At 64.9% G+C, this 25079-nt stretch carries 24 protein-coding genes and 1 tRNA gene; 14 read left to right on the plus strand and 11 right to left on the minus strand.

Going from position 1 to position 25079, the window contains the following annotated elements:
- Positions 1-65: 65 nt before the first annotated feature.
- Both glk and eda read left to right on the plus strand, forming a co-directional pair.
- Positions 66-1034 carry a glucokinase gene (glk, locus tag ACP7BY_RS01115; protein WP_033965187.1) on the plus strand — a complete coding sequence of 323 codons (969 nt, stop codon included), beginning with the start codon at positions 66-68 and terminating at the stop codon, positions 1032-1034.
- The gene (gene eda / locus ACP7BY_RS01120) at positions 1031-1651 is read left to right on the plus strand and encodes a bifunctional 4-hydroxy-2-oxoglutarate aldolase/2-dehydro-3-deoxy-phosphogluconate aldolase (protein WP_033965186.1); all 621 of its coding nucleotides are present in this window, start codon (positions 1031-1033) and stop codon (positions 1649-1651) included. Before glk ends, eda begins: the two co-directional genes overlap by 4 nt.
- A gap of 144 nt (positions 1652-1795) precedes the next feature.
- On the opposite strand, the gene ACP7BY_RS01125 is transcribed toward eda, so the two are convergent.
- The 6 genes from ACP7BY_RS01125 to fabD form a co-directional block, all read right to left on the minus strand.
- Positions 1796-2191 (minus strand): hypothetical protein, encoded by a 396-nt coding sequence (locus tag ACP7BY_RS01125; RefSeq protein WP_126845757.1) that lies wholly within the window; start codon positions 2189-2191, stop codon positions 1796-1798.
- Positions 2192-2314: 123 nt separating this feature from the next.
- Positions 2315-3280: an endolytic transglycosylase MltG gene (mltG, locus tag ACP7BY_RS01130; RefSeq protein WP_033965184.1), complete on the minus strand. Its 966-nt coding sequence runs from the start codon at positions 3278-3280 to the stop codon at positions 2315-2317.
- 114 nt (positions 3281-3394) lie between these two features.
- Complete coding sequence (gene fabF, locus ACP7BY_RS01135) at positions 3395-4654, minus strand: beta-ketoacyl-ACP synthase II (RefSeq protein WP_126845758.1); 1260 nt, start codon at positions 4652-4654, stop codon at positions 3395-3397.
- A 120-nt stretch (positions 4655-4774) separates the two neighbouring features.
- Positions 4775-5011: an acyl carrier protein gene (locus tag ACP7BY_RS01140; RefSeq protein WP_033965183.1), complete on the minus strand. Its 237-nt coding sequence runs from the start codon at positions 5009-5011 to the stop codon at positions 4775-4777.
- A gap of 152 nt (positions 5012-5163) precedes the next feature.
- The gene (gene fabG, locus ACP7BY_RS01145; protein ID WP_137902568.1) at positions 5164-5904 is read right to left on the minus strand and encodes a 3-oxoacyl-[acyl-carrier-protein] reductase; all 741 of its coding nucleotides are present in this window, start codon (positions 5902-5904) and stop codon (positions 5164-5166) included.
- A gap of 62 nt (positions 5905-5966) precedes the next feature.
- On the minus strand, positions 5967-6926 hold the full coding sequence (gene fabD / locus ACP7BY_RS01150; RefSeq protein WP_137902567.1) for an ACP S-malonyltransferase: 960 nt from the start codon (positions 6924-6926) through the stop codon (positions 5967-5969).
- A 208-nt stretch (positions 6927-7134) separates the two neighbouring features.
- Here fabD and ACP7BY_RS01155 point away from each other — a divergent pair, with 208 nt between their 5' ends.
- The 4 genes from ACP7BY_RS01155 to rplI all read left to right on the plus strand — a co-directional run bounded on the left by ACP7BY_RS01155 (position 7135) and on the right by rplI (position 9053).
- Entirely contained in the window at positions 7135-7497 is a 363-nt protein-coding gene (locus ACP7BY_RS01155; protein ID WP_126845763.1) for an RcnB family protein, read from the plus strand.
- A 272-nt stretch (positions 7498-7769) separates the two neighbouring features.
- Positions 7770-8204 (plus strand): 30S ribosomal protein S6, encoded by a 435-nt coding sequence (gene rpsF, locus ACP7BY_RS01160; RefSeq protein WP_010403344.1) that lies wholly within the window; start codon positions 7770-7772, stop codon positions 8202-8204.
- A 12-nt stretch (positions 8205-8216) separates the two neighbouring features.
- Positions 8217-8441 carry a 30S ribosomal protein S18 gene (rpsR, locus tag ACP7BY_RS01165; protein WP_010163758.1) on the plus strand — a complete coding sequence of 75 codons (225 nt, stop codon included), beginning with the start codon at positions 8217-8219 and terminating at the stop codon, positions 8439-8441.
- 12 nt (positions 8442-8453) lie between these two features.
- Positions 8454-9053 (plus strand): 50S ribosomal protein L9, encoded by a 600-nt coding sequence (gene rplI, locus ACP7BY_RS01170; RefSeq protein ID WP_010403349.1) that lies wholly within the window; start codon positions 8454-8456, stop codon positions 9051-9053.
- Between the two features lie 332 nt (positions 9054-9385).
- Here the strand turns inward: rplI and mutL are convergent, their stop codons facing one another.
- Positions 9386-11176 carry a DNA mismatch repair endonuclease MutL gene (gene mutL / locus ACP7BY_RS01175; RefSeq protein ID WP_033965181.1) on the minus strand — a complete coding sequence of 597 codons (1791 nt, stop codon included), beginning with the start codon at positions 11174-11176 and terminating at the stop codon, positions 9386-9388.
- Positions 11177-11335: 159 nt separating this feature from the next.
- On the opposite strand from mutL, the gene ACP7BY_RS01180 reads away from it, so the two are divergent.
- The 7 genes from ACP7BY_RS01180 (at position 11336) to ACP7BY_RS01210 (ending at position 17866) form a co-directional block, all read left to right on the plus strand.
- Positions 11336-12382, plus strand: a complete 1047-nt coding sequence (locus ACP7BY_RS01180; protein ID WP_010403353.1) for a rod shape-determining protein — start codon at positions 11336-11338, stop codon at positions 12380-12382.
- A gap of 122 nt (positions 12383-12504) precedes the next feature.
- A complete protein-coding gene (gene mreC / locus ACP7BY_RS01185; protein ID WP_033965180.1) occupies positions 12505-13410 on the plus strand; it encodes a rod shape-determining protein MreC in 906 nt (301 codons plus the stop codon).
- Positions 13407-13916, plus strand: coding sequence for a rod shape-determining protein MreD (gene mreD / locus ACP7BY_RS01190; RefSeq protein ID WP_033965179.1), 510 nt, complete (start codon positions 13407-13409; stop codon positions 13914-13916). The genes mreC and mreD overlap by 4 nt, the downstream gene beginning before the upstream one ends.
- Positions 13913-16018: a penicillin-binding protein 2 gene (gene mrdA, locus ACP7BY_RS01195; RefSeq protein ID WP_033965178.1), complete on the plus strand. Its 2106-nt coding sequence runs from the start codon at positions 13913-13915 to the stop codon at positions 16016-16018. Before mreD ends, mrdA begins: the two co-directional genes overlap by 4 nt.
- Positions 16015-17130, plus strand: coding sequence for a rod shape-determining protein RodA (gene rodA / locus ACP7BY_RS01200; protein ID WP_033965177.1), 1116 nt, complete (start codon positions 16015-16017; stop codon positions 17128-17130). The genes mrdA and rodA overlap by 4 nt, the downstream gene beginning before the upstream one ends.
- Positions 17131-17240: 110 nt before the next feature.
- Positions 17241-17316: transfer RNA gene (locus tag ACP7BY_RS01205), tRNA-Lys, on the plus strand.
- Positions 17317-17617: 301 nt separating this feature from the next.
- Complete coding sequence (locus tag ACP7BY_RS01210) at positions 17618-17866, plus strand: hypothetical protein (protein WP_033965176.1); 249 nt, start codon at positions 17618-17620, stop codon at positions 17864-17866.
- A gap of 257 nt (positions 17867-18123) precedes the next feature.
- On the opposite strand, the gene ACP7BY_RS01215 is transcribed toward ACP7BY_RS01210, so the two are convergent.
- Entirely contained in the window at positions 18124-18618 is a 495-nt protein-coding gene (locus ACP7BY_RS01215) for a flavodoxin family protein (protein ID WP_033965193.1), read from the minus strand.
- Positions 18619-18840: 222 nt separating this feature from the next.
- On the opposite strand from ACP7BY_RS01215, the gene ACP7BY_RS01220 reads away from it, so the two are divergent.
- A complete protein-coding gene (locus ACP7BY_RS01220; protein WP_081988727.1) occupies positions 18841-19374 on the plus strand; it encodes a c-type cytochrome in 534 nt (177 codons plus the stop codon).
- Between the two features lie 103 nt (positions 19375-19477).
- Here the strand turns inward: ACP7BY_RS01220 and ACP7BY_RS01225 are convergent, their stop codons facing one another.
- Genes ACP7BY_RS01225 through ACP7BY_RS01235 form a run of 3 tightly spaced genes read right to left on the minus strand, consistent with a single transcriptional unit; the run spans position 19478 to position 25075 of the window.
- Positions 19478-23254: an SIR2 family protein gene (locus ACP7BY_RS01225; RefSeq protein WP_137902566.1), complete on the minus strand. Its 3777-nt coding sequence runs from the start codon at positions 23252-23254 to the stop codon at positions 19478-19480.
- Position 23255: 1 nt separating this feature from the next.
- A complete protein-coding gene (locus ACP7BY_RS01230) occupies positions 23256-23696 on the minus strand; it encodes a hypothetical protein (protein ID WP_033965170.1) in 441 nt (146 codons plus the stop codon).
- Entirely contained in the window at positions 23693-25075 is a 1383-nt protein-coding gene (locus ACP7BY_RS01235) for a hypothetical protein (RefSeq protein ID WP_137902565.1), read from the minus strand. The genes ACP7BY_RS01230 and ACP7BY_RS01235 overlap by 4 nt, the downstream gene beginning before the upstream one ends.
- Positions 25076-25079 lie beyond the last annotated feature (4 nt).

Consider the following 25079-nt stretch of genomic DNA (forward strand, 5'->3'; position numbering starts at 1 on the left):
GCGGCACGTCCCCACCCCAACCCCTCCCCTGAAGGGGAGGGGCTAAAGTGACGGAGAGAGATAGAATGGAAATCGTTTCGGTCGATATTGGCGGCACGCACGCGCGCTTTGCGCTGGCCGAAGTGGCCGAGGGCCGCGTCGTCTCGCTGGGTGAGCCGGTCACGCTCAAGACCGCCGAATATGCCGGTTTCCAGACCGCGTGGGAGGCGTTCGGCACGCAATTGGGGCGCGCGCTGCCGCGTGCCGCCGCCATCGCGGTCGCCTCGCCGATCAGCGGCGACGTGATCAAGCTGACCAACAATCCCTGGGTGATCCGCCCGCCGCTGATCAAGGAGCGGCTCCACGTCGACAGCTTCGTGCTGATCAACGATTTCGGCGCAGTCGGCCAGGCGGTGGCCCAAGTCGATCAGGGCGATTTCCTGCACCTGTGCGGGCCGGACGTGCCCTTCCCCGATCACGGTGTCCTCACCGTCTGCGGCCCCGGCACGGGCCTGGGCGTGGCGCAGGTGCTGCGCGGGCCGGATCGCTATCATGTGATCGAGACCGAGGGTGGCCATGTCGATTTCGCGCCGCTCGACGGGCTGGAGGACCAGTTGGTCAAGCGCCTGCGCAAGGCCTATACCCGCGTCTCGGCCGAACGCGTCGTCTCCGGCCCCGGCATCGTCGCCATTTATGAAACGCTGGCCGACATCGAACATCGTGTCATCCCGCGTATTGACGACAAGGCGATCTGGGCTGCGGCGCTCGATGGTGAGGATAGCCTGGCGGTCGCGGCGATGGACCGTTTCTGCTTGAGCCTCGGCGCGGTCGCGGGCGATCTCGCGCTGGCGCATGGCGCGAACGGCGTGGTCATCGCGGGCGGGCTTGGCCTGCGCCTCAAGGACCATATCCGCAATTCGGGCTTTGCCGAGCGCTTCGCCGCCAAGGGCCGTTTCCAGAACCGCATGGCCGCGATTCCGGTCAAACTCATCACCCATCCGCAGCCCGGCCTGTTCGGCGCGGCGGCGGCTTATGCCCAGGAGTACACCTTATGACCGCTTCGCCCTCCATTGCCGACGTAATGCAGACCAGCGCCGTCATCCCGGTGCTGGTGATCGACGACGCCGCCACCGCGCGTCCGCTCGCCGAGGCGCTGGTCGCAGGTGGCCTGAAGGTGCTCGAAGTCACGCTGCGCACCCCGGCCGCGCTCGACGCGATTCGCGAGATGAAGAAGGTGCCCGGCGCGATCGTCGGGGCCGGGACCGTCGTGAACCCCGACCAGTTTGCCCAAGCCGTGGACGCCGGGGCGGAATTCATCGTCTCGCCCGGCCTGACCCAGCACCTCGCGCGCCCGATCATCGACGCAGGCGTGCCGTTCCTGCCGGGCATCGCCAATGCCGCCGACATCATGACCGGGCTTGACCTTGGCCTCACCCACTTCAAGTTCTTCCCGGCCGAGGCGAATGGTGGGCTGAAGGCGCTGAAGGCGCTCGCCGCGCCGTTCTACCAGTGCAAATTCTGCCCGACCGGCGGCATCACCGAGACGAGCGCGCCCGAATGGCTCGGCTTCGCGCCGGTGCTGTGCGTCGGCGGAAGCTGGGTGACGCCCAAGGGCGCCTCGATGGCCGAGGTGGAAGCGCTTGCGCGCGCGGCGAGCAGGCTGCGGGGCTAAGCGCACACCCGTCACCCCGGCCTCGTGCCGGGGTCCACCGGCCCGCCAAGACAACCGCCCGCAGAACACGCGGCGCGGTGGATGCCGGGACAAGCCCGGCATGACGGGCGTGGGGCGACCAGAACAATCTGCGGCGCACCACCCTCACTCCCCGTCAGGATCAAGCGCCTTCTTGGCCAGGCGCGTCAGCAGCGTGATCGGATCGCGGCCATTGCCATAGCCGTAGGCAGCCGCTTCGCGTTTGCTGCACCGCCGCTCCCCGGCAAAGATTCCGCAGCGACCCGATGGGGTGATGGCGCTCAGGCCACTCGCCTCCGCCCCGCGCGCAGCATCCGCATCTGGCGCGGGCTCCTCGCGCAGCGGCAGCCGGTATTGATCCCGCCTTCGCCCGCACACGACAATTTCGTCAGCAGAGAGTGTATCGTCGCACTTGGGAAGCGCATTTAGCCCGATGGGCTTGGTGGTCCCGGCCAAATCGAAGGGCTTCGCGACCGGGGCAGCCTCTGCTGCCTGAAGGGCGATGCTCAGCCACAAGGACATCCATGCTTCCCCAACCGCCTGTTCCGCCGGAGGTACAGCAGATTGGGAACACTGCCAAGGCAACCACCCGTATGCCGCGCGGCCCGGTGGATGCCGGGACAAGCCCGGCATGACGGCTAGGGGCTAAATCCCGTGCGCCGCGCGGTACGCGCGCCACTTGGCGACATTGGCGTTATGTTGTTCCAGCGTGTCGGCGAAGACGTGCCCGCCCGACCCGTCCGCCACAAAGTACAGCGCATTTGAGGGGGCCGGGTTCAGCACCGCATCGATCGATGCGCGGCCTGGGTTGCAGATCGGCCCGGCGGGCAGCCCGACCATCGCATAGGTGTTGTAGGCGTTCACCGCGTGAACCTCGGACAGCAAGATCCGCCGCCCGAGTGGACGCCCCTTGGTGATCGGGTAGATGATCGTCGGGTCGGCCTGCAGCATCATGCCGCGCTTCAGCCGGTTGGAATAGACCGCCGCCACCATCGCGCGCTCGCTCGGCTTGCCGGTTTCCTTTTCCACGATCGAGGCGAGGATAAGGGCCTGTTCGGGCGTGGTCACGGCCAGCCCAGGCTTGCGATTCGCCCAGGCATTGGCGAGGTAGCGGCGCATCACGCTCTGCATGCGTTTGACGAGAAAGGCGCGACTGTCGCCACGCTGGAACGCGTAGCTGTCAGGCAGGATGCTCCCTTCCTCGGGCACCGGAACCGTTCCGGTCAGCCCCGGCGTCTTGTCGAGCGCGTCCTTGACCAGCACCGAGGGCCAGCCCTCGGGGATCGTCACGAAGCGCTGGATCGTCTTGGTGCCCTGCAACACCTTGAGGATGTCGGCCTGGCTCAGATGCGCCGGAATGCGATATTCGCCCGCTTTGATCGGTGCGTCCGCCCCGAACACCTTGGCAAACAGGCGGAAGCGCGACGCCGACGCAATCGCCCCGGCCTTCTCCAGCTGCACCGAAGCGGTTGCCAGACTGCTGCCCGGCGCGATTTGCACCGTGATCGGGTGGGCGAGCGGCCCGCGCCCGCCCCACATCTGCGCAACGCCGAACAACGCGGCAATCGCGACAAGCCCGAGCAGCAATCCAAGGCAACCGAGCTTGCGCATGGCGCTACTTCCCGTTCGGGCTGAGCGTGTCGAAGCCCAGCTCCCCAAAAGCGGAGGTTCCGCCCGTGGTGGGCTGCCCTTCGACAGGCTCAGGGCGAACGGAAGCGGTCGGCATCAGATCGCCCGCATCACCAGGCTCGCATTCGTCCCGCCAAAGCCGAACGAGTTGTTCAGCACTGCCTTGACCGAGCGCTTCTTGGCAACATGCGGCACCAGATCGACGCCGGCGCAATTCTCGCTCGGATTGTCGAGGTTGAGCGTCGGCGGCACGATCTGGTCGCGCAAAGCGAGGATGCAGAAGATGCTCTCCACCGCACCCGCGCCGCCGAGCAGATGCCCGATCGCCGACTTGGTCGAGCTCATCGACAGCGTGTCGATATTGTTGCCGAACAGGCGACGCACTGCGTTCAGTTCCAGCTCGTCGCCGAGCGGAGTCGAGGTGCCGTGCGCGTTGATGTAATCGATGTCGGACAAAGCGAGGCCCGACTTCTTCATCGCCATCTGCATCGAGCGGAACGCGCCCGAGCCTTCCGGGTGCGGCGCGGTGACGTGATAGGCATCGCCCGACAGGCCATAGCCAATCACCTCGGCATAGATTTTCGCGCCGCGCGCCTTGGCGTGCTCATATTCCTCAAGACAGACGACGCCCGCGCCCTCGCCCATGACGAAGCCGTCGCGATCCTTGTCATACGGGCGGCTGCCGCGTTCGGGGGTCGCGTTGAAATTGGTCGACAGCGCGCGCGCCTGCGCGAAACCGGCAATGCCGAGCGGGCAGATCGCGCCCTCGGCACCGCCTGCCAGCATCACGTCGGCATCGTCCATCGCAATCATCCGCGCGGCATCGCCGATCGAATGCGCGCCGGTCGAACACGCGGTGACGACCGCGTGGTTAGGCCCCATCAGGCCGTATTTGATCTGCACCTGGCCAGTGATGAGGTTGATCAGGCGGCCATGCACGAAATGCGGGGAAACGCGGCGCGGCCCCTTTTCATGCAACACGATCGATTCGCTGGCGATGCCCGGAAGTCCGCCAATGCCCGATCCGATCGAGCAACCCGCGCGGAACTTCTGTTCCTCGGTCATGTCGAGCAGACCGGCGTCTTCCAGCGCCTGCCCGGCGGCATCGATGCCATAGATAATGAACGGATCGACCTGGCGCTGCACCTTGTGGTCGACGCGCTTGCCCGGGTCGAAGCCATAGGCATGATCGGCGGGCTTCACCTCGCACGCGATCGTGCAGGCATAATCGGTCGCGTCGAAGCGCGTGATCGTGCCCGCGCCCGATTTCGACGCCAGGATGTTCGCCCAGGCGGTTTCGACATCGGCCCCCAAAGGCGTCACCAGCCCGAGTCCGGTTACGACAACACGGCGCATGGCCATCTCCGTTTATTCAAATGCTCGTAAATGGGAAACGGCCCCTCGCCCCCGGTCAGTGCCCTGGGACGGGGAGCCGTTCCTGTGTTCAGCCGTGCGGCCGCGCCAGAGGCGTGGCGCTCAGCCCTTGTGCTCGTCGATAAAGGTGATCGCATCCTTGACGGTCGTGATCTTCTCGGCAGCATCGTCGGGAATTTCGACTTCGAATTCTTCTTCGAACGCCATCACGAGTTCCACGATGTCGAGGCTGTCCGCGCCCAGATCGTCGATGAAGCTCGCGTCTTCCGTCACCTTGTCGGCTTCGACGCCGAGGTGCTCGACGACGATCTTCTTAACGCGCTCTGCGATCTCGCTCATTGTATCTTCCCTCTAGTCGGTGGGGGTTTAGGTGTTTCCTGAACGCACGTAGAACGCGCATCGGAACGGCGCAAGAGGGCGGCGTGGCGAGCCGGGCTATTTGCCCGCCAGGACCGTATCGCTAACCATGCCGCCGTCCTATGCGATGGCGATCAGATCATCGCCATTCCGCCGTTGACGTGCAAGGTCTGCCCGGTGACGTAACCCGCCTCACGGCTGGCCAGATACACCACGGCCGCGCCGATATCCGCGCCCTCGCCCATCTTACCCATCGGAATCCGTGCGTTAAGCGCTTCCTTTTGCGCATCGGGCAGGCTGTCGGTCATCGGCGAGGCGATGAAGCCCGGTGCGACGCAATTGACAGTAATGCCGCGGCTGGCAAGTTCCTGCGCCAACGCCTTGGACATCGCGGTCAGCGCGCCCTTGGATGCGGCATAATTGGCCTGGCCCGGGTTGCCGGTGGTGCCGACGACCGAGGTGATCGACACGATTCGCCCGAAGCGCGCCTTCATCATCGGGCGTGCTGCCGCGCGGGCCAGCCGGAACGCCGCCTCCAAATTGACCCGGATCACCTGATCCCATTCCTCGTCCTTCATCCGCATGACGAGGTTGTCGCGCGTGATGCCGCCATTGTTGACGAGGATGTCGAGCTTTCCCCCCAACGCCTCGACCGCCGCGGGCACCAGTGCATCGACTGCGGCACCATCCGAAAGGTCGCACGGCAAAGCGACATGGTCGCCGCCGAGGCTATCCCGAAACGCCTCCAATTTTGCGATATTGGACCCGGAAACCGCCAGCCGCGCGCCTTGTGCCGCAAGCGCGCGCGCGATCGCGGACCCAATCCCCCCCGAAGCGCCCGTCACCAGCGCGGTCATGCCTGTAAGGTCGAACATTATTCTCTCCGATTGATATGATTCACGCGAAGGCGGTCACCTCATCCCTGCGCAAAAACGTCCTAAAGCGCCTTCGCCAAAGCCTCGATCTCCGCCATCGTCACCACGCTGACGGCATCGACGTCCGCCGCGATGCGCTTGACCATCGGGGTCAGTACCTTGCCGCCGAATTCGACGAAGCGCTCCACGCCCGTTTCCGCCATCGCCAGCACCGATTCTCGCCAGCGCACCATGCCGGTCACTTGCTCGACCAATAGCCGCCGGATCGTGTCGACATCGCCGACCGGCGAGGCGGTGACATTGGCGAAAACCGGAACCAGCGGCGCATCGATCCGCGCATCGGCCAGCGCCTTTGCCATCGCGTCGGCGGCGGGCTGCATCAGCGGGCAGTGGAACGGTGCCGATACCGGTAGCAAGACCGCGCGCTTCGCGCCCATGTCCTTGGCCAGCGCCACCGCGCGCTCGATCGCGCCGCGATGACCCGAAATCACCACTTGCGAGGGATCATTGTCATTGGCGACGGTGCACACCCATTTGTCTCCGCCTTCCGGCGCGGGCCCCTCGGCCGCCGCCTCGGCGATTGTGCGCGCCTTGTCGATATCGGCCCCGAGCAGCGCCGCCATCGCACCCACGCCGACTGGCACTGCGGCCTGCATCGCCAGCCCGCGATGCTTCAGCAGCAACGCCGTCGTCGCCAGGTCGATCGCGCCCGCAGCGCACAAAGCGGTATATTCGCCCAGCGAATGCCCCGCGACATAATCGGCCTTGTCCGCCAGCCGGATACCGCCCTCTTTCTCCAGCACCCGCAATGTCGCGATGGCATTGGCCATGATCGCGGGCTGGGCATTTTCGGTCAGTTGCAGCTGATCCTCCGGCCCTTCGCTCATCAGCCGGAACAGATGCTGGCCCAGCACCTCGTCGACTTCCTGAAACACCGCCCGCGCCTCCGCGCTCGCCTCGGCCAGCGCCTTGCCCATGCCAACGCTCTGGCTGCCCTGCCCCGGAAAAATGAAAGCGCGCATCGTGATACTCCTTTGGTGCGGCGGTTAGGCGCTCCGCCAAAGCCGCGTCAAGAACGGGGCACCCTGCGCTGAACCTGAACAGGGCCGAAGCGGGCGGGACACTTTGCGACCATTTCGGGTTCTATCCGCCACGGGCGTGCGACAACCACGTCCCACATATGTGTTCGACGCCGGGAGTAAGGCGCCGTGTACAAACAAGGAGCCCATCATGAAGAAACTCATCCTCGCCGTTCTGGCCGCCACCACCGTCCTCAGCCCGCTCGCCGCGAGCGCGCAGCAGCGCGACGAGCGCCGCACGACGGAGGTCCGCCATCAGCCAAATGGCCGCACCGTCGTCACCAAGCGCACGGTCGTCCGTCCCGAACCCGGCCGTCGCTGGGCCCGCGGGCAGCGCTTCGACCGCCGCTATGCCTCCAACTATCGCGAAATCAGCGATTGGCGTCAGTATCGCGGCCGCCGCCTGTACGCGCCGCCGCGCGGCTATCACTGGGTGCGCTCGGGCAATGACGCCGTCCTCGTCGCGCTCAGCGGCGGCCTGATCGGCGCGGTGCTGGCGGGCGCGTTCAACTAAGGCGCGTCGTCTTCGTCATGCCGGGCTTGTCCCGGCATCCACCGGGCCGCACACCCTGCAGTCGATCCGCTCGGACGACGGTGGCCCCCGGCACAAGGCCGGGGTGACGGAGGTCCGTACCGGGCTTGCCTTCCTCGCGAATTTCGCTATGGGACGCCGATCGGGGTGGAGAGCGCACGCTTTCCGCCCCGGTTGTTATGCAAGACGATAGCCGGAGGGGCGTTTCGCATGGTGCGGGCGTCAGCGATCGGCCAAGAAGAGAGACGAGACACATGGCTCTATACGAGCACGTGTTCCTTGCGCGCCAGGATCTGGCACAGGCGCAAGTGGACGCTCTGGCGGAAATCGCCACCAAGATCGTGAACGATAATGAAGGCCGGGTCGTCAAGACCGAGAATTGGGGCCTGCGCAGCCTCGCCTACAAGATCGCCAAGAACCGCAAGGCGCATTACGTCATGCTCGAAATCGATGCCCCGGGCAGCGTGATCGTCGAGCTGGAGCGTCAGGTTCAGATCAACGAAGACATTATTCGCTACATGACCGTCAAGATCGACGCGTCCGAAGAGGGCCCGAGCGTGATGATGCGCAAGTCCGATCGTGACCGTGAGCGTCGCAGCGATCGTGAAGGCGGCCGCGAAGGCCGTGGCGATCGTCCCGACCGCGGCGACCGCGAGGATCGCCCCCGCCGCAGCTTTGACGGCGAATAAGGAGCTATAGATATGGCACGCCCATTTTTCCGCCGCCGCAAGAGCTGCCCCTTCTCCGCGAAGGACGCGCCCCGGATCGATTATAAGGACGTCCGTCTGCTGCAGGGCTTCGTGTCCGAGCGTGGCAAGATCGTCCCGTCGCGCATCACCTCGGTGAGCGCCAAGAAGCAGCGCGAGCTCGCCCAGGCGATCAAGCGTTCGCGCCATCTGGGCCTGCTGCCCTACATCGTTAAGTAAGGGGCCCAACAGATGGACATCATCCTGCTGGAACGCGTCGAAAAGCTCGGCAACATCGGCGACGTCGTCAAGGTCAAGGACGGCTTTGCCCGTAACTACCTGCTGCCGAACAAGAAGGCGCTCCGTTCCAACGAAGCCAACCGCAAGGTCTTCGAAAAGAACCGCGAGAAGATCGTGGCCGACAACGCTGCCAAGCGTTCGGAAGCCGAGGTCGAAGCCAAGACGATCGACGGCATCACGCTGACGCTGATCCGCCAGTCGTCGAACACCGGCCAGCTCTATGGTTCGGTCGCCGTGCGCGATCTGATCGAAGCGCTCGACGCCGCTGGCCACAAGGTCTCGAAGTCGGCGATCGTGCTCAACAAGCCGATCAAGGCAATTGGCCTCTATGAGGTCAAGGTTTCGCTGCACCCGGAAGTGTCGGTGACGATCAAGGTCAACATTGCACGCTCGCCCGAAGAGGCCGAGATGCAGGCCAAGGGCGTCAACGTCATGGAAGCCATGTTCGAAAAGGACGAGGCTGGTTTCGTCGAAGCGTACGATCCCAATGCCGAACCCGGCGCGACGGCGGAAGTCGGCGCGGACGATGCCGAGGCACCGGCCGCAGCCTGAGCCGTTCGCTCAAGCGCACAGAAAAAGGGCCGTCCGGAGCAATCCGGGCGGCCCTTTTCTTATGTGTGCCTGTCCTCCCCGGCACGGGGAGGATGCAGTTACCCCGTGACCGCGCACGCGCCGACCAGCGCAGCAAAGGGGATAAGCGCTAGGAAAACGGGAAGAATCTTGTTCATGGGAAAGATCGCTTTGCGGTGATGGGATGTTGCCTGGACAACGTTGCGCATGAGATGCGTATGCGCGCCGCCCAATTCAATACGGCGAAGCGTTCTTTATTGTAGACGAAATGAGCGAATCAACGCTCCGTCGTTCATTCCTGCGCAAGCCGCACGCTATTTCCGCCCGAACAACTTCTCGATGTCGCCATGCGCCAGCTTCACCCAGGTCGGACGACCGTGATTGCATTGGCCCGAGTGCGGGGTGACCTCCATTTCGCGCAGCAGCGCGTTCATCTCGGCGACCGACAGCACCCGCCCGGCGCGCACCGAGCCGTGGCACGCCATCGTCGCAGCGACATGGTCGAGCCGCTCGCGCAAAGACAGCGCCTCATCGAACGCGGCGAGCTCATCGGCCAGATCGGTGACGAGGCCCGTCACATCCCCCTGCCCGAGCATCGCCGGCACACCGCGCACCAGCATCGCGCGCGGGCCGAAGCGGTCGAGGTCGAGCCCGAATTCGCTCAGTTCCGCCGCGCGTGCCTCCAGCCGGTCGCAGGCCGGTTCATCGAGTTCGATCACTTCGGGCAGCAGCAGCGCCTGGCTCGCCACCCCGCCGCTCGCCATCGCCTTGCGCATACGTTCGAGCACGAGCCGTTCGTGCGCGGCGTGCTGGTCGACCAGGATCAGCCCGTCGCGGCTTTCGGCGACGATATAGGTCTTGGCCACCTGCCCGCGCGCGACGCCGAGCGGATAGTCGGCGGTTTCGGGCGGCGGCGCATAAGCCGGTTCGGCGCGAGCTTGCGGGGGTGGGGTGAAGCTGGGGCGGCGGTCGTTGAGGGTGTAAGCGGGCCGTGGCGCTTCCCACTGCCCCTCTCCCCGACCCTCTCCCCACAAGTGGGGAGAGGGAGATGGCGGCGCGATCGCCTCGACCGGCTCGCTTTGCCAAGCCGCCATCGCCGTTTCCGGTGCCCGCTGGCTGCGGTGCCCGGCTTCATCCAGCGCGCGGCGCAGGCCGCTGACGATCAGCCCGCGCACCAGCGCCGGATCGCGGAAGCGCACTTCGGTCTTCGCCGGATGCACGTTCACGTCGACCGCGTCGGGCGGCACGTCGAGGAACAAGGCCACCACCGCATGGCGGTCGCGCGGCATCATCTCGGCATAGGCGCCGCGAATCGCCCCGATCAGCAGGCGGTCCTTCACCGGGCGCCCGTTGACGAACAGATATTGGTGGTCGGCAATGCCGCGATTGAAGGTGGGCAACCCGGCGATGCCGCCAAGCCCGATCCCTTCGCGCACGAAATCGACGCCAACGCCATTGTCGATCAACCCGCGATCGGTCAGCGCGGCGACGCGGTCGGGCAAGGTCTCGCCCGCACTCACCCCGAACGAGCGCCGCCCGTCATGCTCGACCGAAAACCCGATGTCGGGCCGTGCCATGGCGAGCCGCTTGACCACGTCGATGCAGGCGGCGAACTCGCTACGCGCCGAGCGCAGGAACTTGCGCCGCGCGGGCACGCGCTCGAACAGCGCCTCGACGCGCACGCGCGTCCCCGGCGGAATCGCAGCGGGGCCCTCCGACACCAGCACGCCATTGTCGACCACGCGCGCCCACCCTTCCGCCCCGCGCGGGCGGCTTTCCAGCGTTAGCCGCGCGACACTTGCAATCGAGGGCAACGCCTCGCCGCGAAAGCCGAGCGTACTGACCGCTTCGATCGCCTCATCGGGAAGCTTGGAGGTGGCATGGCGCTCCAGCGCCAGTGCCATATCGGGCGGGGTCATGCCGCATCCGTCGTCGGTCACTTCGACCAGATCGGTCCCCCCACCCCCAAGGCGCACAGCGATGCGGGTGGCCCCGGCGTCGATCGCATTCTCGACCAGTTCCTTCAACGCGCTGGCGGGCCGTTCCACCACTTCACCGGCAGCGATGCGATTGACGAGATGTTCTGGCAGGCGGCGTATTGACATGGCCTAGCCTCTAGCCCAATCGACGGCATCCCGCGACCCGCATTCAACCGAGCATCAGAGCGTGGAGGCAACGCTCTGAACGCCCCGGTTGCAAGCGACGCGCGACCTTTGTGCGACCTGTCGGCAGTTCATTAAGTCCGGCGTGAAACGGAACGATCCATGGGCTTTTTCTCGAATCTCTTCCGCTTTTCTTCTCATGACATGGCCATCGATCTCGGCACCGCCAACACGGTCGTCTATCTGCGCGGCAAGGGCATCGTGCTCAACGAGCCGTCGGTCGTTGCGGTCGAGACGCTCAATGGCGTCAAACGCGTCAAGGCGGTTGGTGACGACGCCAAGCTGATGATGGGCAAGACCCCCGACAGCATCCAGGCGATCCGTCCCTTACGCGATGGGGTCATCGCCGACATCGACGTCGCCGAGCAGATGATCAAGCACTTCATCCACAAGGTACATGGCGGGCAACGCCGCTTCATGCGCTGGCCGCAAATCGTGATCTGCGTGCCCTCGGGCTCGACCTCGGTCGAGCGCCGCGCGATCCGTGACGCCGCGTCCAATGCCGGTGCCAGCCAGGTGTGGCTGATCGAGGAACCGATGGCCGCCGCGATCGGTGCCGACATGCCGGTGACCGAACCGATCGGTTCGATGGTCGTCGATATCGGCGGCGGCACCACCGAAGTCGCCGTGCTGTCGCTGCGCGGCCTTGCCTACACCACTTCGGTGCGCGTCGGCGGCGACAAGATGGACGAAGCGATCGTCTCCTATGTCCGCCGCAACCACAATCTGCTGATCGGCGATGCCACGGCCGAGCGGATCAAGCAGGAAGTCGGCGTCGCCAAGCCGCCGCTCGATGGCATCGGCCTGACGATCCACGTCAAGGGTCGCGATCTGGTCAACGGCGTGCCGAAGGAAATCCAGATCAACCAGGGCCAGATCGCCGAAGCGCTGAGCGAACCGGTCGGCCAGATCGTCGAGGGCGTGCGTATCGCACTTGAAAACACCGCGCCCGAACTGGCAGCCGACATTGTCGACCAGGGTATCGTGCTCACCGGCGGCGGCGCGCTGCTCAAGGGCATCGATGAGGTGCTGCGCGACGAGACCGGCCTGCCCGTCACTATCGCCGACGATCCCCTCACCTGCGTCGCGCTCGGCACCGGGCGCGCGCTGGAGGATCCGGTCTTCCGGGGTGTTCTTCACTCCGCGTGACGCTCTGAAATGACACGTCGTTGTGCCTGAAGCTAGGGTAACCCCTACTCAGGCACACCGACATCGCGTAAGGCGAAGACCGGTTTCTTTAGGCGGCCCTCGGGCTTTTGGATGGGGTTAGCATGGCGCCGCCACATAATCGGCGTCCCGGTTTTTCGCGGCGGGCGCAATACGGTTTCTTCCTGGCATATGTCGTCGCGTTGGCGGGTGCGATCGTCAGCGCGGTGCTGCTTGCCTTGTCCTCGCTCGATCCGCCCGCCTTCGCGTCGCTCCGCGCCAGTCTGGCCGAAGTTACCACGCCGGTATCGTCGGGCATTTCGGGTGTGGGAAACTGGCTGGGCTCTATTCCGAGCGGCATTGGCGACTATCTCGCGGTGCGCGGCCAGAATGCCGCCTTGCGCAAGCAACTGGCCGACCAGCACGCGTTGTTCATGCGCGCGCGATCGCTCTCCTATGACAATCGCCGGTTGCTGGCGCTGCTCAAGATGCGCGAGCGCATCGCCGAGCCGGTCGTCGCGGCGCGGCTCGTCAGCTCCACGGGCTCCAGCACGCGGCGCTTTGCGGTGCTCAATGCGGGATCCTGGCAGGGCGTTGCGACCGGCCAACCCGTGCGCGGCCCCGAAGGCCTGATCGGTCGTGTCCTCGAAACCGGCCCGAACAGCGCGCGCGTGCTGCTGCTGACCGATCCGGAAAGCGTGGTGCCGGTGCGCCGCACGCGCGACGGGATGCCAGCGCTCGCCGCCGGGCGCGGCGACGGGTTGATCGACGTGAAATCGGTTGCGCTTTCTACCACTGATTTCGGGCCGGGCGACGTGTTCGTGACCTCGGGCACCGGCGGCATTTACCCGCCCAACATTCCCGTCGCGCGCGTCCTCCGGCGCGGCCGTGATGCCTCGATCGCGCGCAGCTTCGCCCAGGCCGACACGCTGGATTACGCGCTGGTGCAACGCGCCTTCATGCCTGAGCCGCCGCCCATTCCCGTGCCGATCCCGACCCCCAAACCCGCCAAGCCCAAGAAGAAGAAATGAGCCAGGTTCGCGGCCCGTTTGACGAGGCACCGGTAACCGGTTTTCAGCGCTTCGTGCCGGCGCTGTCGGTGATCGTCGGCTCGGCGGTGACCCTGTGGCCGTTCATCGCGACCTTTCCGATCCTGCCGCCCTTCGGGCTGTTGATGCTGCTCGGCTGGCGGCTGACCAAACCCGATTCGCTCCGCATTTGGGCCCCGCTTCCGCTGGGGCTGTTCGATGATTTGATCAGCGGGCAACCGCTCGGCACCGCTATGCTGTTCTGGACGCTGTGCTTCTTCATGATCGACTTGATCGACCAGCGGATCGTCTATCGTGATTTCTGGCAGGATTGGTTGATTGCGGCAGGGTCGGTCGCCTTCTGCCTGATCCTGGGGCGCCTGGTTGCCGCGCCGCTCGGCGCGCATGTCGACACCGTTCTGCTGCTGCAGATCGTCATCGCAACCCTCCTCTTCCCGCTCGCCGCGCGGATTTGCGCCATGCTGGCGGGCGATGAGGAGCCGGAATGAAGCGCGCCACCTTCGCGCAATCGCCGCGCATGGTGACCGAGGCGTCGCAAAGCTACAGCTTTTCGCGCCGCGCGATCCTGCTGGGAGGCTTGCAGGGCGCGGTTGGCGTGGCGCTCGCCGGGCGCATGGCCTGGCTCGCCATCGCCGAAAACGCACGGTATAGCTCGCTCAGCGAAAGCAACCGCGTCAACATGACGCTGGTGCCGCCCCGGCGCGGCTGGATCGTCGATCGCCACGGCGCGCCGATCGCCAATAACCGCACCGACTTTCGCGTCGACATCATCCCCGACCGGCTCGAAAACAAGGGCCATGTGCTGGGGTTGCTGCGCGACATCCTGAAGCTGCCGCCCGAGGAGATGGACCGGCTCGTCGCCGATCTGGAGCACGCCGCCGGGTTTCAGCCGGTACAGGTGGCGGAGAATCTCGATTGGGAACGCTTCGCCGCCGTCAGCGTGCGCTTGCCCGAGCTTCCCGGCGTCGCCCCCACGCGCGGCTTTTCGCGCAGTTATCCGGCGGGGGCGGCGGTCGCCCATCTCACCGGCTATGTCGGTGCGGCCTCCGCCGAACAATATAAGCAGACCCGCGACCCGTTGATGGTCACGCCGGGCTTCAAGCTGGGCAAAGATGGCCTGGAAAAGACGCTCGAATCGACGCTGCGCGGGGTCGCCGGACAAAAGCGGGTCGAGGTGACGGCGCGCGGCAAGCTCGTCGCCGAACTGGCCACCAAACCAGACCAGCCGGGCACCAATGCGCGGCTGACGATCGATGCAGGCCTGCAGGAATATGCCGCGCGGCGGCTCGGCACGCAGTCGGGCTCGGTCGTGGTGATCGACGTGGCGACCGGCGAGATGCTCGCGATGGTGTCGATGCCCGCGTACGATCCCAACACTTTCTCCGACGGGATCAGCCATCTCGAATGGAAGATGCTGTCGGACAACGACCATGTGCCCTTGATGAACAAGGTGCTCCAAGGGCTCTATCCGCCGGGCTCGACGGTCAAGCCGATGAACGGCCTGGCCCTGCTCGGCGCGGGGGTTCCGGCCTCCGATCGGGTCGTCTGCACGGGCGCTTTGCGCGTCGGCAACGGCATCTTCCACTGCCATAAAAAGAGCGGGCACGGCGCGCTCGACCTCAAAAATGCGATCATGCAGAGCTGCGACATCTATTTTTACGAGATGGTTCGGCGGCTCGGCTATGAACATGTCGCCCCGGTCGCGCGCACGCTCGGGCTCGGGCAGAAGTTCGCCTTGCCGTTCAACAGCCAGCGTTACGGCACCGTGCCCGACCCCGCCTGGAAACTGCGCCGCTACAAACACCCATGGACCGTGGCCGATTCGCTCAACGCGTCGATCGGCCAGGGCTATGTGCTGTCCAATCCGCTCCAGCTTGCGGTCATGGCCTCGCGGCTGGCTTCGGGCCGCGCGCTGCAGCCGAGCATCCTCGCGGCGGACGTTCGCCGGGACGCCCCGCTCCTGCCATTCGAGCCCGATCACCTCCAGACGGTCCACGAAGCGATGTGGGGCGTGGTCAATGGCGGCGGGACCGGTGGCGCGGCGCGAATGCTGGTTCCGGGCGTGGCGCTCGCGGGCAAGACCGGCACGGCGCAGGTCCGCCGCATCACCATGGCCGAACGCGCCGGTGGCGTGCTTAAGAACGGCGCGCTCCCGTTCAAGATGCGCGACCACGCGCTGTTTCAGGGTTTTGCGCCGCATGACAAGCCGCGTTACGCAATTGCCGTGGTGCTCGAACACGGCGGCCACACCGTCCGCAATCTCGATACGCCAGCGATCGCACGCGATATCATGACCTATCTGTTCGACCGCGACCGCGCGCTCGCCTCGCTGGCCGAGGCCGAGCCGACCTGGGGCGGCGATATCAAAACCCGCATGGCCGCAGAGACCGCCGCCTATCGTGCGGCGGCGGGGGCACCGCCGCTAGCGGTCGGCGCGCAGACCGAACTGAACGCCACTGCGCCCACCGACGCCCCTGCCGTCCGCGCCGCCTCCGCCGCCGATGTCGCCGCGGCCGAAGAACTCGCTAACACTGCAGCCCCCGGCAACACCGTCGCCGAGGACGGCACTACCGAGCGCGACGTGCCATGAGCGGCCTCAACTTCGTCCCTGCCCCCTTGGCGCAATTGCCGTGGCGGATCCTGCTGCTGGTCATCGCGATCGGCGGCTTCGACCTGTTCGTGCTCTATTCGGCGGCGGGCGGCAGCATCCGGCCCTGGGCGCTTTCGCAGGGCATTCGCTTTGTCGTGTTTCTGGCGGGGGCGATCGCGCTGTCGCGGGTGCGCGAGACAACGTGGAGCAGCCTCGCTTTGCCGGCTTATGGCGTGCTGTGCGTGCTGCTGGTGCTGGTGGAGCTGATCGGCGCGGTGCGCGGCGGCGGGCAGCGTTGGCTCGACCTCGGCATCGGCTTCCGGTTGCAGCCATCGGAATTGATGAAGCCGTGCATCGTGCTGGCCTGCGCGAAATTCTACGACATGCTGCCACCCAACGAGACACGGCGGTTCGGGGCGATCTGGCCCGCCGCCTTGCTGATCCTGGTGCCCGCCGCCTTGGTGATGAAACAGCCCGATCTGGGCACGGCACTGATGATCGTGATCGGCGGCGTGACGGTGATGTTCCTGGCGGGCGTGCCGCTGCGGCTGTTCATCGGCGGGGGGCTGGCACTGGCGGCGGCGGTACCGCTTGCGGTCAATTTCGTGTTGCACGGCTATCAGCGCAACCGCATTCTCGTGTTCCTCAATCCCGAAAGCGATCCGCTGGGCATTGGCTATCACATCAGCCAGTCGAAGATCGCGATCGGATCGGGCGGCATTTTCGGCAAGGGCTTCCTCAACGGCACCCAGAGCCATCTCGACTACCTCCCCGAAGGCCATACCGATTTCGCTTTGGCGACGATGATGGAGGAATGGGGCCTGCTCGGCGGCGTGCTGCTGATCGTCGCCTTTGTCGGCATCGTGCAATGGGGCCTGGCGGCGGCATTGCAAGCGCAATCGCGCTTCGCCCGGCTGACCGCTGCCGGGCTCGCCGCGACGATCTTTTATTATGTGTCGATCAACATGGCGATGGTGATGGGCCTGGCCCCGGTCGTTGGCGTCCCGCTGCCCTTGATCAGCAATGGCGGGTCGTCGCAAATGACCTTTATGCTGTGTCTGGGCATCCTGATGTCGATCGACCGCACCAATCGCCAGACCACGCGCTGGTAATTTTTATGGGCTTTTTCGCAAAAAAGGGTTTGCAACCCGCGGCGACGCTGCTAACCGGCCACCTCCCGCAGCGGTCGCGCCACCAAGCGCCTCGCCAGACCGCCGGAAATGGACGCATAGCTCAGTTGGTAGAGCAGCTGACTCTTAATCAGCGGGTCCTTGGTTCGAGCCCAAGTGCGTCCACCATTTTTCAATGACTTAGCCCTCATCGCGAGAAGCGGGCATCGCTCAAGGTAGCGTTTTAGGTAGCGTTCAAAATGGGACGCTGTGAGACGATTTAGCGCCAATCGGAATGCGCACCCACCATCAATCGTCGGCTTTAATTCCGATTGGCGGAGAATTGACGACGCAACGCGCGGGCGTTGATGCTTCCGGCCAGCCTCCCGTCCTGAATCCTGCGGTCGGGCCTACCGACTGCATGTCTTCTGACCAAGTCGCTTGATCTGGATGAATGCCCCTTGGCTTGGGGGTAACCTGAAACCAGTCAGTGGGTCACGGCCGGAACCGCAGGTCGGTTTCGGTCCGACCAGTCGGTCTGCAACACGCCCTACGCATCGAAGCCGATGCACGTCTGATCGCGCGTGACCGCTCGATCATCGGCGAGCAGCGCTTGGCGGCGGCGGTTGTCGCCAGTGACAATCGTGCCGGGCCGATCATCGAAGCGTTCAGCACTGCGTCCGATGAAGTCGTCGGCAAGCTGGCGGAATGGTCGCAAGCGAACCTTACCGCGCGATAGTCCGCCCGGACCGGCTGATTCCGCGCGCTTTCCCGACGCTCCGAAGCCTCCGAGTGGCATACGCGGTCATCGACCCGATCGGCAGATCAATGCCCGGCTTACCCCACTGCCCCACCATCGCGAAGTATGCGAGCCCCGGCAACGTCATCTAGCGCGGCTGATCCGACAGGTCGCGCGCCTGCCAGACCAGCCCCGAACGGAGGAGGGGAGCAGGTGCCACTGGCCCACTCCCTAACGCAGATGGGCAGGTTCAGGATTCAGGCGGAGGCATCCGTCGACGCTGCGCGCACGATCTGGGCGACGAAATCGGCGATCTTGGCCTGTAGCGATGCGCGCAGTTCGGCGTCGGTCAGGATCAGCGTCGCGATCGGCGCGCGCGGCGTCAGGCTGGCCATATCGGCAAGCGCAGTTTGGCCGCCGCTGCCACCTTCGGTGACGAAGTGCGCGGTTCGCGTCAGCGCGCTGCCATGATCGAGCAGGTAGCGCCGCATCGGCGAAGACACATGCTGAACCCACACCGGCGAGCCGAGCACCACCAGATCATAGTCTGCCGGGTCATTGCGTGGGGCCAGGATCGTCGACGGGGCGCGTCGCCACGCTTCGACGGCGGAGCGGACATAGCCGCCCGGGCCGCGGCGCGAACGCAACTCGCGGATTTCCTCGAAATCGGCATGGCAGTGCGTGGCGATGGCTTGGGCAACGGTGCGCGTATTTCCACTGCGCGAATATGCAACGACAAGGATGCGCGACATGGCGGCCTCCGGCAAGAGTCGAGTTCTTGAGTCGAGTTCTTGCGAAAATGCCGAGCGGCAGCCCGGCAGACCATAAGCAATACACCCTAGCCGTGCGCCACGGGTTCGGCGCGCCTGCCGTCGGACTGGTGTCGCACACCAAGTACGTAGCTTGCCGAATACCATGCCAATGCCGATGCGGCGCATGCCCACATCATCAACAGGCGGAAAAGGCGCAGCGCCATGACATTACGGTCATTTGGAACCTTGCTGGGCGTTGGTGCGCTGGCCCTGTCCGCAGGGACCGCGATTGCTGCGCAATCTCCCAGGCTCATCCCCGGCATCCAGCGCTGGGCGGAGATCGATCGCATCCCCCGCCACCATTTCGTAGCGACCAAGGGTGTGCCGGAGCCGTACCGAGCACTGCGGAACCCCCTCCCCGCGACCGATACGACAATCGCGCGGGGAGCGGTGGTCTATGCCGCCAACTGCCTTTCCTGTCACGGCCAGGCTGGCAAGGGCGATGGGGCGGCCGGGCGCGGGTCCACGCCATCCCCCTTCGACATCGCCTGGCTGTCAGAGATGAAAATTTCCCGCATCGACGGCTTCATGTATTGGAGCATCGCCGAGGGCGGCCGGCCTTTTTCCAGCGCGATGCCAGCCTTCGATACGTCGCTGACCAAGGACGAGATTTGGGCGGTGACTCGCTTCATTCAGGCAGGACTACCCTGCGCGCAAGGCGCATCGCGCGCGGAAAGCGGCCGGTGCGCACGCTAACTTGTCGGTCCGCCCTCGGCGGTCTGGGCGGCGTCGCGCTCGTCGGCTGTTACGCGGGCCGGACGCCTATTTGGCCAACCGATGACGTTCTCCACTCCACCCTTTAGCCACCCAGCGCGGTATGAGCATGGGCCAATGCCCGTTGGTAGCCAATCCGCGTCGCCGCCTCGATCGCGGCATGGATGAGCGCGCGGCCCGACAGGGGGTCTCCGCGTAGAATCAAGATTTCTCCGATCAGAATCCGGAGATCGATTTTGCGGAGACTAAGGCCATAGCGTGTCGCCGTCGTCATCGCGTCGATCGCATGTTCGAGCGCAACCTCATAATCACCACTGGCGATGCGCAAACGCGCCAGGCCGCGCCGCGCCTCCACACGAACCCGGTACGTATCGGTCGAATCGGCGTATCGCAGCGCGTCGATCAGATCTCGGTTCGACCGCGCGAGTTCGTCGAGGCGGCCGGGCGATATCCGCCGGTCGGCGCGCCTGATCCGGCCCTGATGCACCACATCCATCTGATGCGCCGCCTGGGCGCTGCAGATGGCGCGTTCGAGCATGTCGTCCGCGACGCCACCCTCCAGGATGGCTTGGCCGAGCGAAGCGTAATAACGCTGGAAGATCGCCAGGGCTCGCAACTCGCCCAGCCGGTGCAGAAGAGCCATCGCCTGTTCGAAACCGCGACGCGCGCCGAGCATGTCGCCGCGGAAGAGATCGCAAAGCCCACGATATCCCGTAGTCAGTCCAAGCGCGAGCATCTCTTCATAGGAGATGACGGGGTCCGCCTGCACAGATCCCGGCCGCGCTTGATCGGCGAGAGATTGTGCGCGCTCCCACTTTTTCGGCGAGATTTCGCGTTCGATCATGTCGATCCTGTCGCGCGCCGAGGAAAAACGTCCGCGTTCGATATCAACCACGATCTGGTTCAGCGTGATGCGACGCCAGTTCAACGCTCGGTCGCCGAACTCGACATAGGTTCGGTTGAAACGATCGGCTTCGTCAAAGGCGGCGCGTGCCTCATAGAGATCGCCCTGCGCGAGCTTAACGACGCCGCGCTCATTATAGAGCCAGACAATCTCGTCGGGATAGAAAGCTCCAAAGCCTGTCGTGTCGCCACGCCGCTCCACGGCCCGTTGCGACCGCAGGAACGCTTCGAGCAGGCGATCGAGCCGCTCGCCATGTTCGGTCAACGCCCCATCACGCTCGCCAAGCCAGGTCGACCGGTCGCTTTCGATCGAAAGCAGCGCGCTGGTCGAATAGAAGCCGCGAATAACCGCGAGCGCAGCGCGTAGCGCTGCCAGCGCATCGGGACGGTGGTGTTCGGGTTCGCTGGGCCGCTCGTCCGAAATCGGAGAGGGATCGTTATAGGCCCCGATTAACCAGTCGATCATATGCCCCAGTTCGTCGTGCAAATGCGGCTCGGGAACCGGTCCGTCGGTTGGCTGGGCAGCATAGAGCGACATGTTGAAGGCGGCGGACAAAGCCGCCTCTGACAGCGGCACACCCGAACGATCGCGCAATTCTGCGAGCAGCGTCGCATGAATGCCGAACCGTGGCATGTGCGTCGGGTCGATCGACGGCGCGACCGGCAGCACCAGCCCGCACCCCGACAGGAGCCTAAGCTCCTTGCCGATCCGCTCGAGGCGCTCGACTTCCTTGGTGACCCCGAAAATCGGATCGGCCAGCCGCGTTCGAAGACGGGGTACGTGGAGTAACACCTCGGCCTCGACCGGCTGGCCGACGAACGCCATGACCATCAGAATGTCGAGCGCGAGGTCGGGGTCAAGCCCCAAGCTCCGCAAAGCCGTGGGGGTGAGGTTGGCGGCGAAGTGCGCGCGCCGATAATCGGCGATCGCGACATCCGGCCCGGCCTTCAAGTCGACGCGGCGGATCGCGATCGGGGTCATTGCCTCGGTTGCGCGAACCCCCATTTCCACTTCCAGATAATGGTGCTTGCGAAAACGCCTGGCCGCGTCGCCAGCGTTCGATTGCCCCGACGACGCGACCAATGGCCCGTAATCGATGATGACCACCGGGGGACGTCCATCGCTCGCGATCGTTCCAACCTCGCCGAAAAGGCCGCAGAAATATTGTTTAACCCGGAGCGTCCCCAGAATGACGAACCGGGCATGCGCATGCCTGGAGCGGGCATGTCGACAACACGACGCGGCAAAGCAACGCATCGCTTCGTCGAATTCGGCGCTTAGCGGCTCGCCGCCATTGCCGAACATCCGCTCGGTACCGCTAATCACGACCACCAAATCGCTGTTATCAGGCAAGCAAAAGGCAAGATCCTCAGCGAACTGTCGCGACCGGCTCATATGGCGCGGCCCCCTATGGCCACGACGCCGCCAGAGCACCTCGGCGATGAGATTGAGCATCGTATCGGTGTCGAAGCAGAAATCGGCGTTGATGTGGACGACCGTCGCCAAGGGATGGTCTTCCTGAAAGCGATTTGCGAAACAGCGCGCCGCGGCCCCCTTGCGCAGGCCCGAGGTGGCCGCGACGACGGTCAGCAGCGCATTTTCCTCGCGGAACGGCGTGATCAGCGCCGCCGGAGCCGGTAAGCTCGGCGCGGCAATCAGCGCCCAGGCTGCGATGATTTTGCCGTCGGCATGCTGTGGAACGCGCAGTGAAAGAGACCGCCAATGGCTGATCGGTTTTGCGTGCTCGTCACCGCGCCGTGCCATCGCCGCGGCAAGATTGTCGATTGAGCGGGCAAGGCGCTCGGTTGTCTCTCCCTCGAGAAGGTCCACGCCAGCATGCCGCGCCAGGTCATCGTCGAACAGCGTCAGCACGCCGAGCCGGTGCAGCATATCGATGCGCTTGATCGCCTTGTCCGCCTTTCGCGCCTCTTCGGACAACGTCATGTCGGCGTTCCACAGCAGGAACGTCGGCATCACGCGGCGATACGGATGGTCGCCGACCACATCCTGCAAGCTCTGGTTGATCTCGCTTTCCGACATCCCGATGCCGACGAACAGGACGGGATTGCCTGAGTAGAGCAGGCCCAGCGCATGTTCGAACGGCACCTTCGATGTGCCGCTGCGCCGGTAAAGGCGATCATAATCGCGATAACTGACCACCATCGTTTCGTGACGATCGGCACGCCCGTGGAGATGCATCACATGATATTCATGCTCGGCCGAGCCGACCGCGAACTCTATCAAACGGTCTGTCCGTTCGCGCAAAAACACATCGCTGACGAGACTCCGTCCGCCCGGCATGCGCAGCACAATCTTGTGCGTGGCGGGATCGTCCTGGCGGATTCCCGCGCGATTGAGCTTGGCGACCGTCGATCCTTTAGCGCCGGGATCCTGCGCGATCGCAAGCTCTACCTCAAAATCATAGTTCAACGTGAGGATGCGATCGATATCCAGCTTGGTCAACAAGCAGTCGAGCACGGAATTCGGTTTAACCGGCCGTTCGCGTTTTAAAAAAATCTCGTTCGCGATCTTTTCGTTCAAATTGCTGAGCGCCCTTGATGAATAACGCCCGACAATATCCATGATCTCTCCGATCACGCTGAACGCAACACGTACGTCGAAATCTTCACGTTTTAGTGTTTCCTTGAAAGTCGCCAGGATTTCCTTGTTTTTCGTCAGCACATCGGCCCGGGCATTGGCCTCCTCGAACTTGTCCAGGTCACCAAAGGCAAAATCGAAGCAATGCGCGGCAAAATCCCGCCATTTGGGATAGCCGCGATCGATCGTCGTCAACGATCCGGTGAACGCGATGACCCGCCCGGTGCGCAACGCCCGCGCAAATTCCACCATCGTGCGCTGCTCGAGCTTTGCCGCGTCGAAATAGTGCCGCTTGAGATAGCTGAAGGTCGGATCTTCGAACCATTCTCGCTGGATCGTTTCTGCATCCGATTCGGCCATCTCAGTCTCCGTGGGCAATCTCGATGTCCATCCGCGTCAACAGCGGGCGAAGCGCCGTCTCGATCGCTCCGTAGAGATGCGGCGCGTCGCTTGGGTCGTCGTCGGCGGCCGCGTAGAGCGCGCGCGCGCGGGGCGACAGGGCACTGAACACCGTGCGGCGAATCTCTGCATGGGCGGGCGCGGCGTAATAAGCATCAAGCGCCGCGACCGTCTCAAATTCGACCGTCAGCACCAGCCGCGCGGCCGGGGTTGCGATCTGGATCGGACCGCCGAGCAGCCCGTCCGTCACCGCACGCTCGACGGTTCGCCCGAGGCGCGCGGTGACGAAAGCGACCCTACCTGCAGCCCGCGCGGCATGCAGGTCAACGAGCATCGCCTGAACCGGCGCAGGGTCGACCGCATCGGCGAACTGGACGATGTGCAACACCCGCGCGCCTGTCATAGCAGCACTTCATACGCCAGCTTGCTCGGGGTGATCGCCGGGTCGGTGCCGCTCCATATCTCGTCCGAGCGCAACACCGCCCCCGCCGGCGCGGTCTGTCGCTTAAGAGCCTCGAGCAACGCCGCGAACGGGATATTCCCGCCCCACCCCTTCGCCTTGGCTTCGACCGCATCGACCGGCACGAACGCGTATTGCAAATCGTTCATTCGCTCGACCCCCTCGGCCCGCAGGGTTGCATTCAAACTGGCGTGATGCCCGACCTTGTAGACGATCGTTCGCGCAATCAGGTCGGGGCCGGTCACCACCCGATCGCCGATCGTCCAGCGCAATTTGAGCCAGGAAAGCCAATTGCCGACTTGCGCATCGGCTGCGAACAGGAGCACGGGCCCGCCCGGCTCGAGTTCAATGGCCAGAACCAGGCTCGAATTGTTCACCGCGCGATCGAGCAGCAGTGCGAAATTCTGCGTGTCCTCCAGCCAATCGGTATCGATCCTGCGCCAGGCGACGTCGGCTGCGGCATAGCTGTTGCGGAAAAACGCGAGTTGGCGCGCATCCGCGAGCGGAATCGTGACACTGGCGTTAAACGGACGTTGATCGTCTTCCTCGCCCTCGCCGAACACGCCAGCGAGGCCGTACAACCCGTCGAGTGCGGTGAGCGAATAGGTTTCGGGATTGCGCGACGTGGGATCCATCTGGCGCAACTCGGCCTCGTCGCGCGGTGGCCCCAGGACGAAAATCCGCGCCTCGGTGCCGGGAATGAGTACCGGCGGGTCGGCCGGTCGACAATAACGCGGCACGCGAACCTTCGCTGCGGCTGCCTTCACCGCGTCGCGCGTCGTGCCGCCTCCGGCGGAGGGAGCGGCACCGAGAAAGTCGATCAGGCTTTGCGTCTGGCGTGCATTCTCATTGAGGCCGAGCGCCGTAAGTTTATCGATGCTGGCGCGCAAAGCGGTCTCGGCACCGGCATGGATCGAGCTGAGCTTGACGGCGAGCGGGTCGGCGGGGTCTTCGGGCCAGCCAAGCCAGACCGCATCGGCGTTGATCTTGGCGAAATCGTCCTTCGCCTGCAAAAACCCCGAAACATGGTCCCAATGCGGATGGGTGACGACAAGCAGGTCGAGCGAGGCCGAGCCCAATGTGTCGACCAGATCGGCCATCACCGCTTGCATCGTCGTGGTTGCGCCCTTCGCACCCAGCACGAGCCCGCAATCGATCATGATCCGAAACGGTGCCTGCTGGCCGCGCAGCAGTTCCACATAAAGGCAGTCCCCCAACCCTTGCCGATACATTCGCACGCGCGCGCGCGGCTCGGTCTTGGAGGTGGGCGGCGACGCTTTGGCGTCGGACGTCGGCGCAGCGGCGGACTTTGCTTTCGCCATGACT

It is taken from the genome of Sphingomonas sp. PSPC2-2 (assembly GCF_049897725.1).
Taxonomy (GTDB): Bacteria; Pseudomonadota; Alphaproteobacteria; order Sphingomonadales; family Sphingomonadaceae; genus Sphingomonas.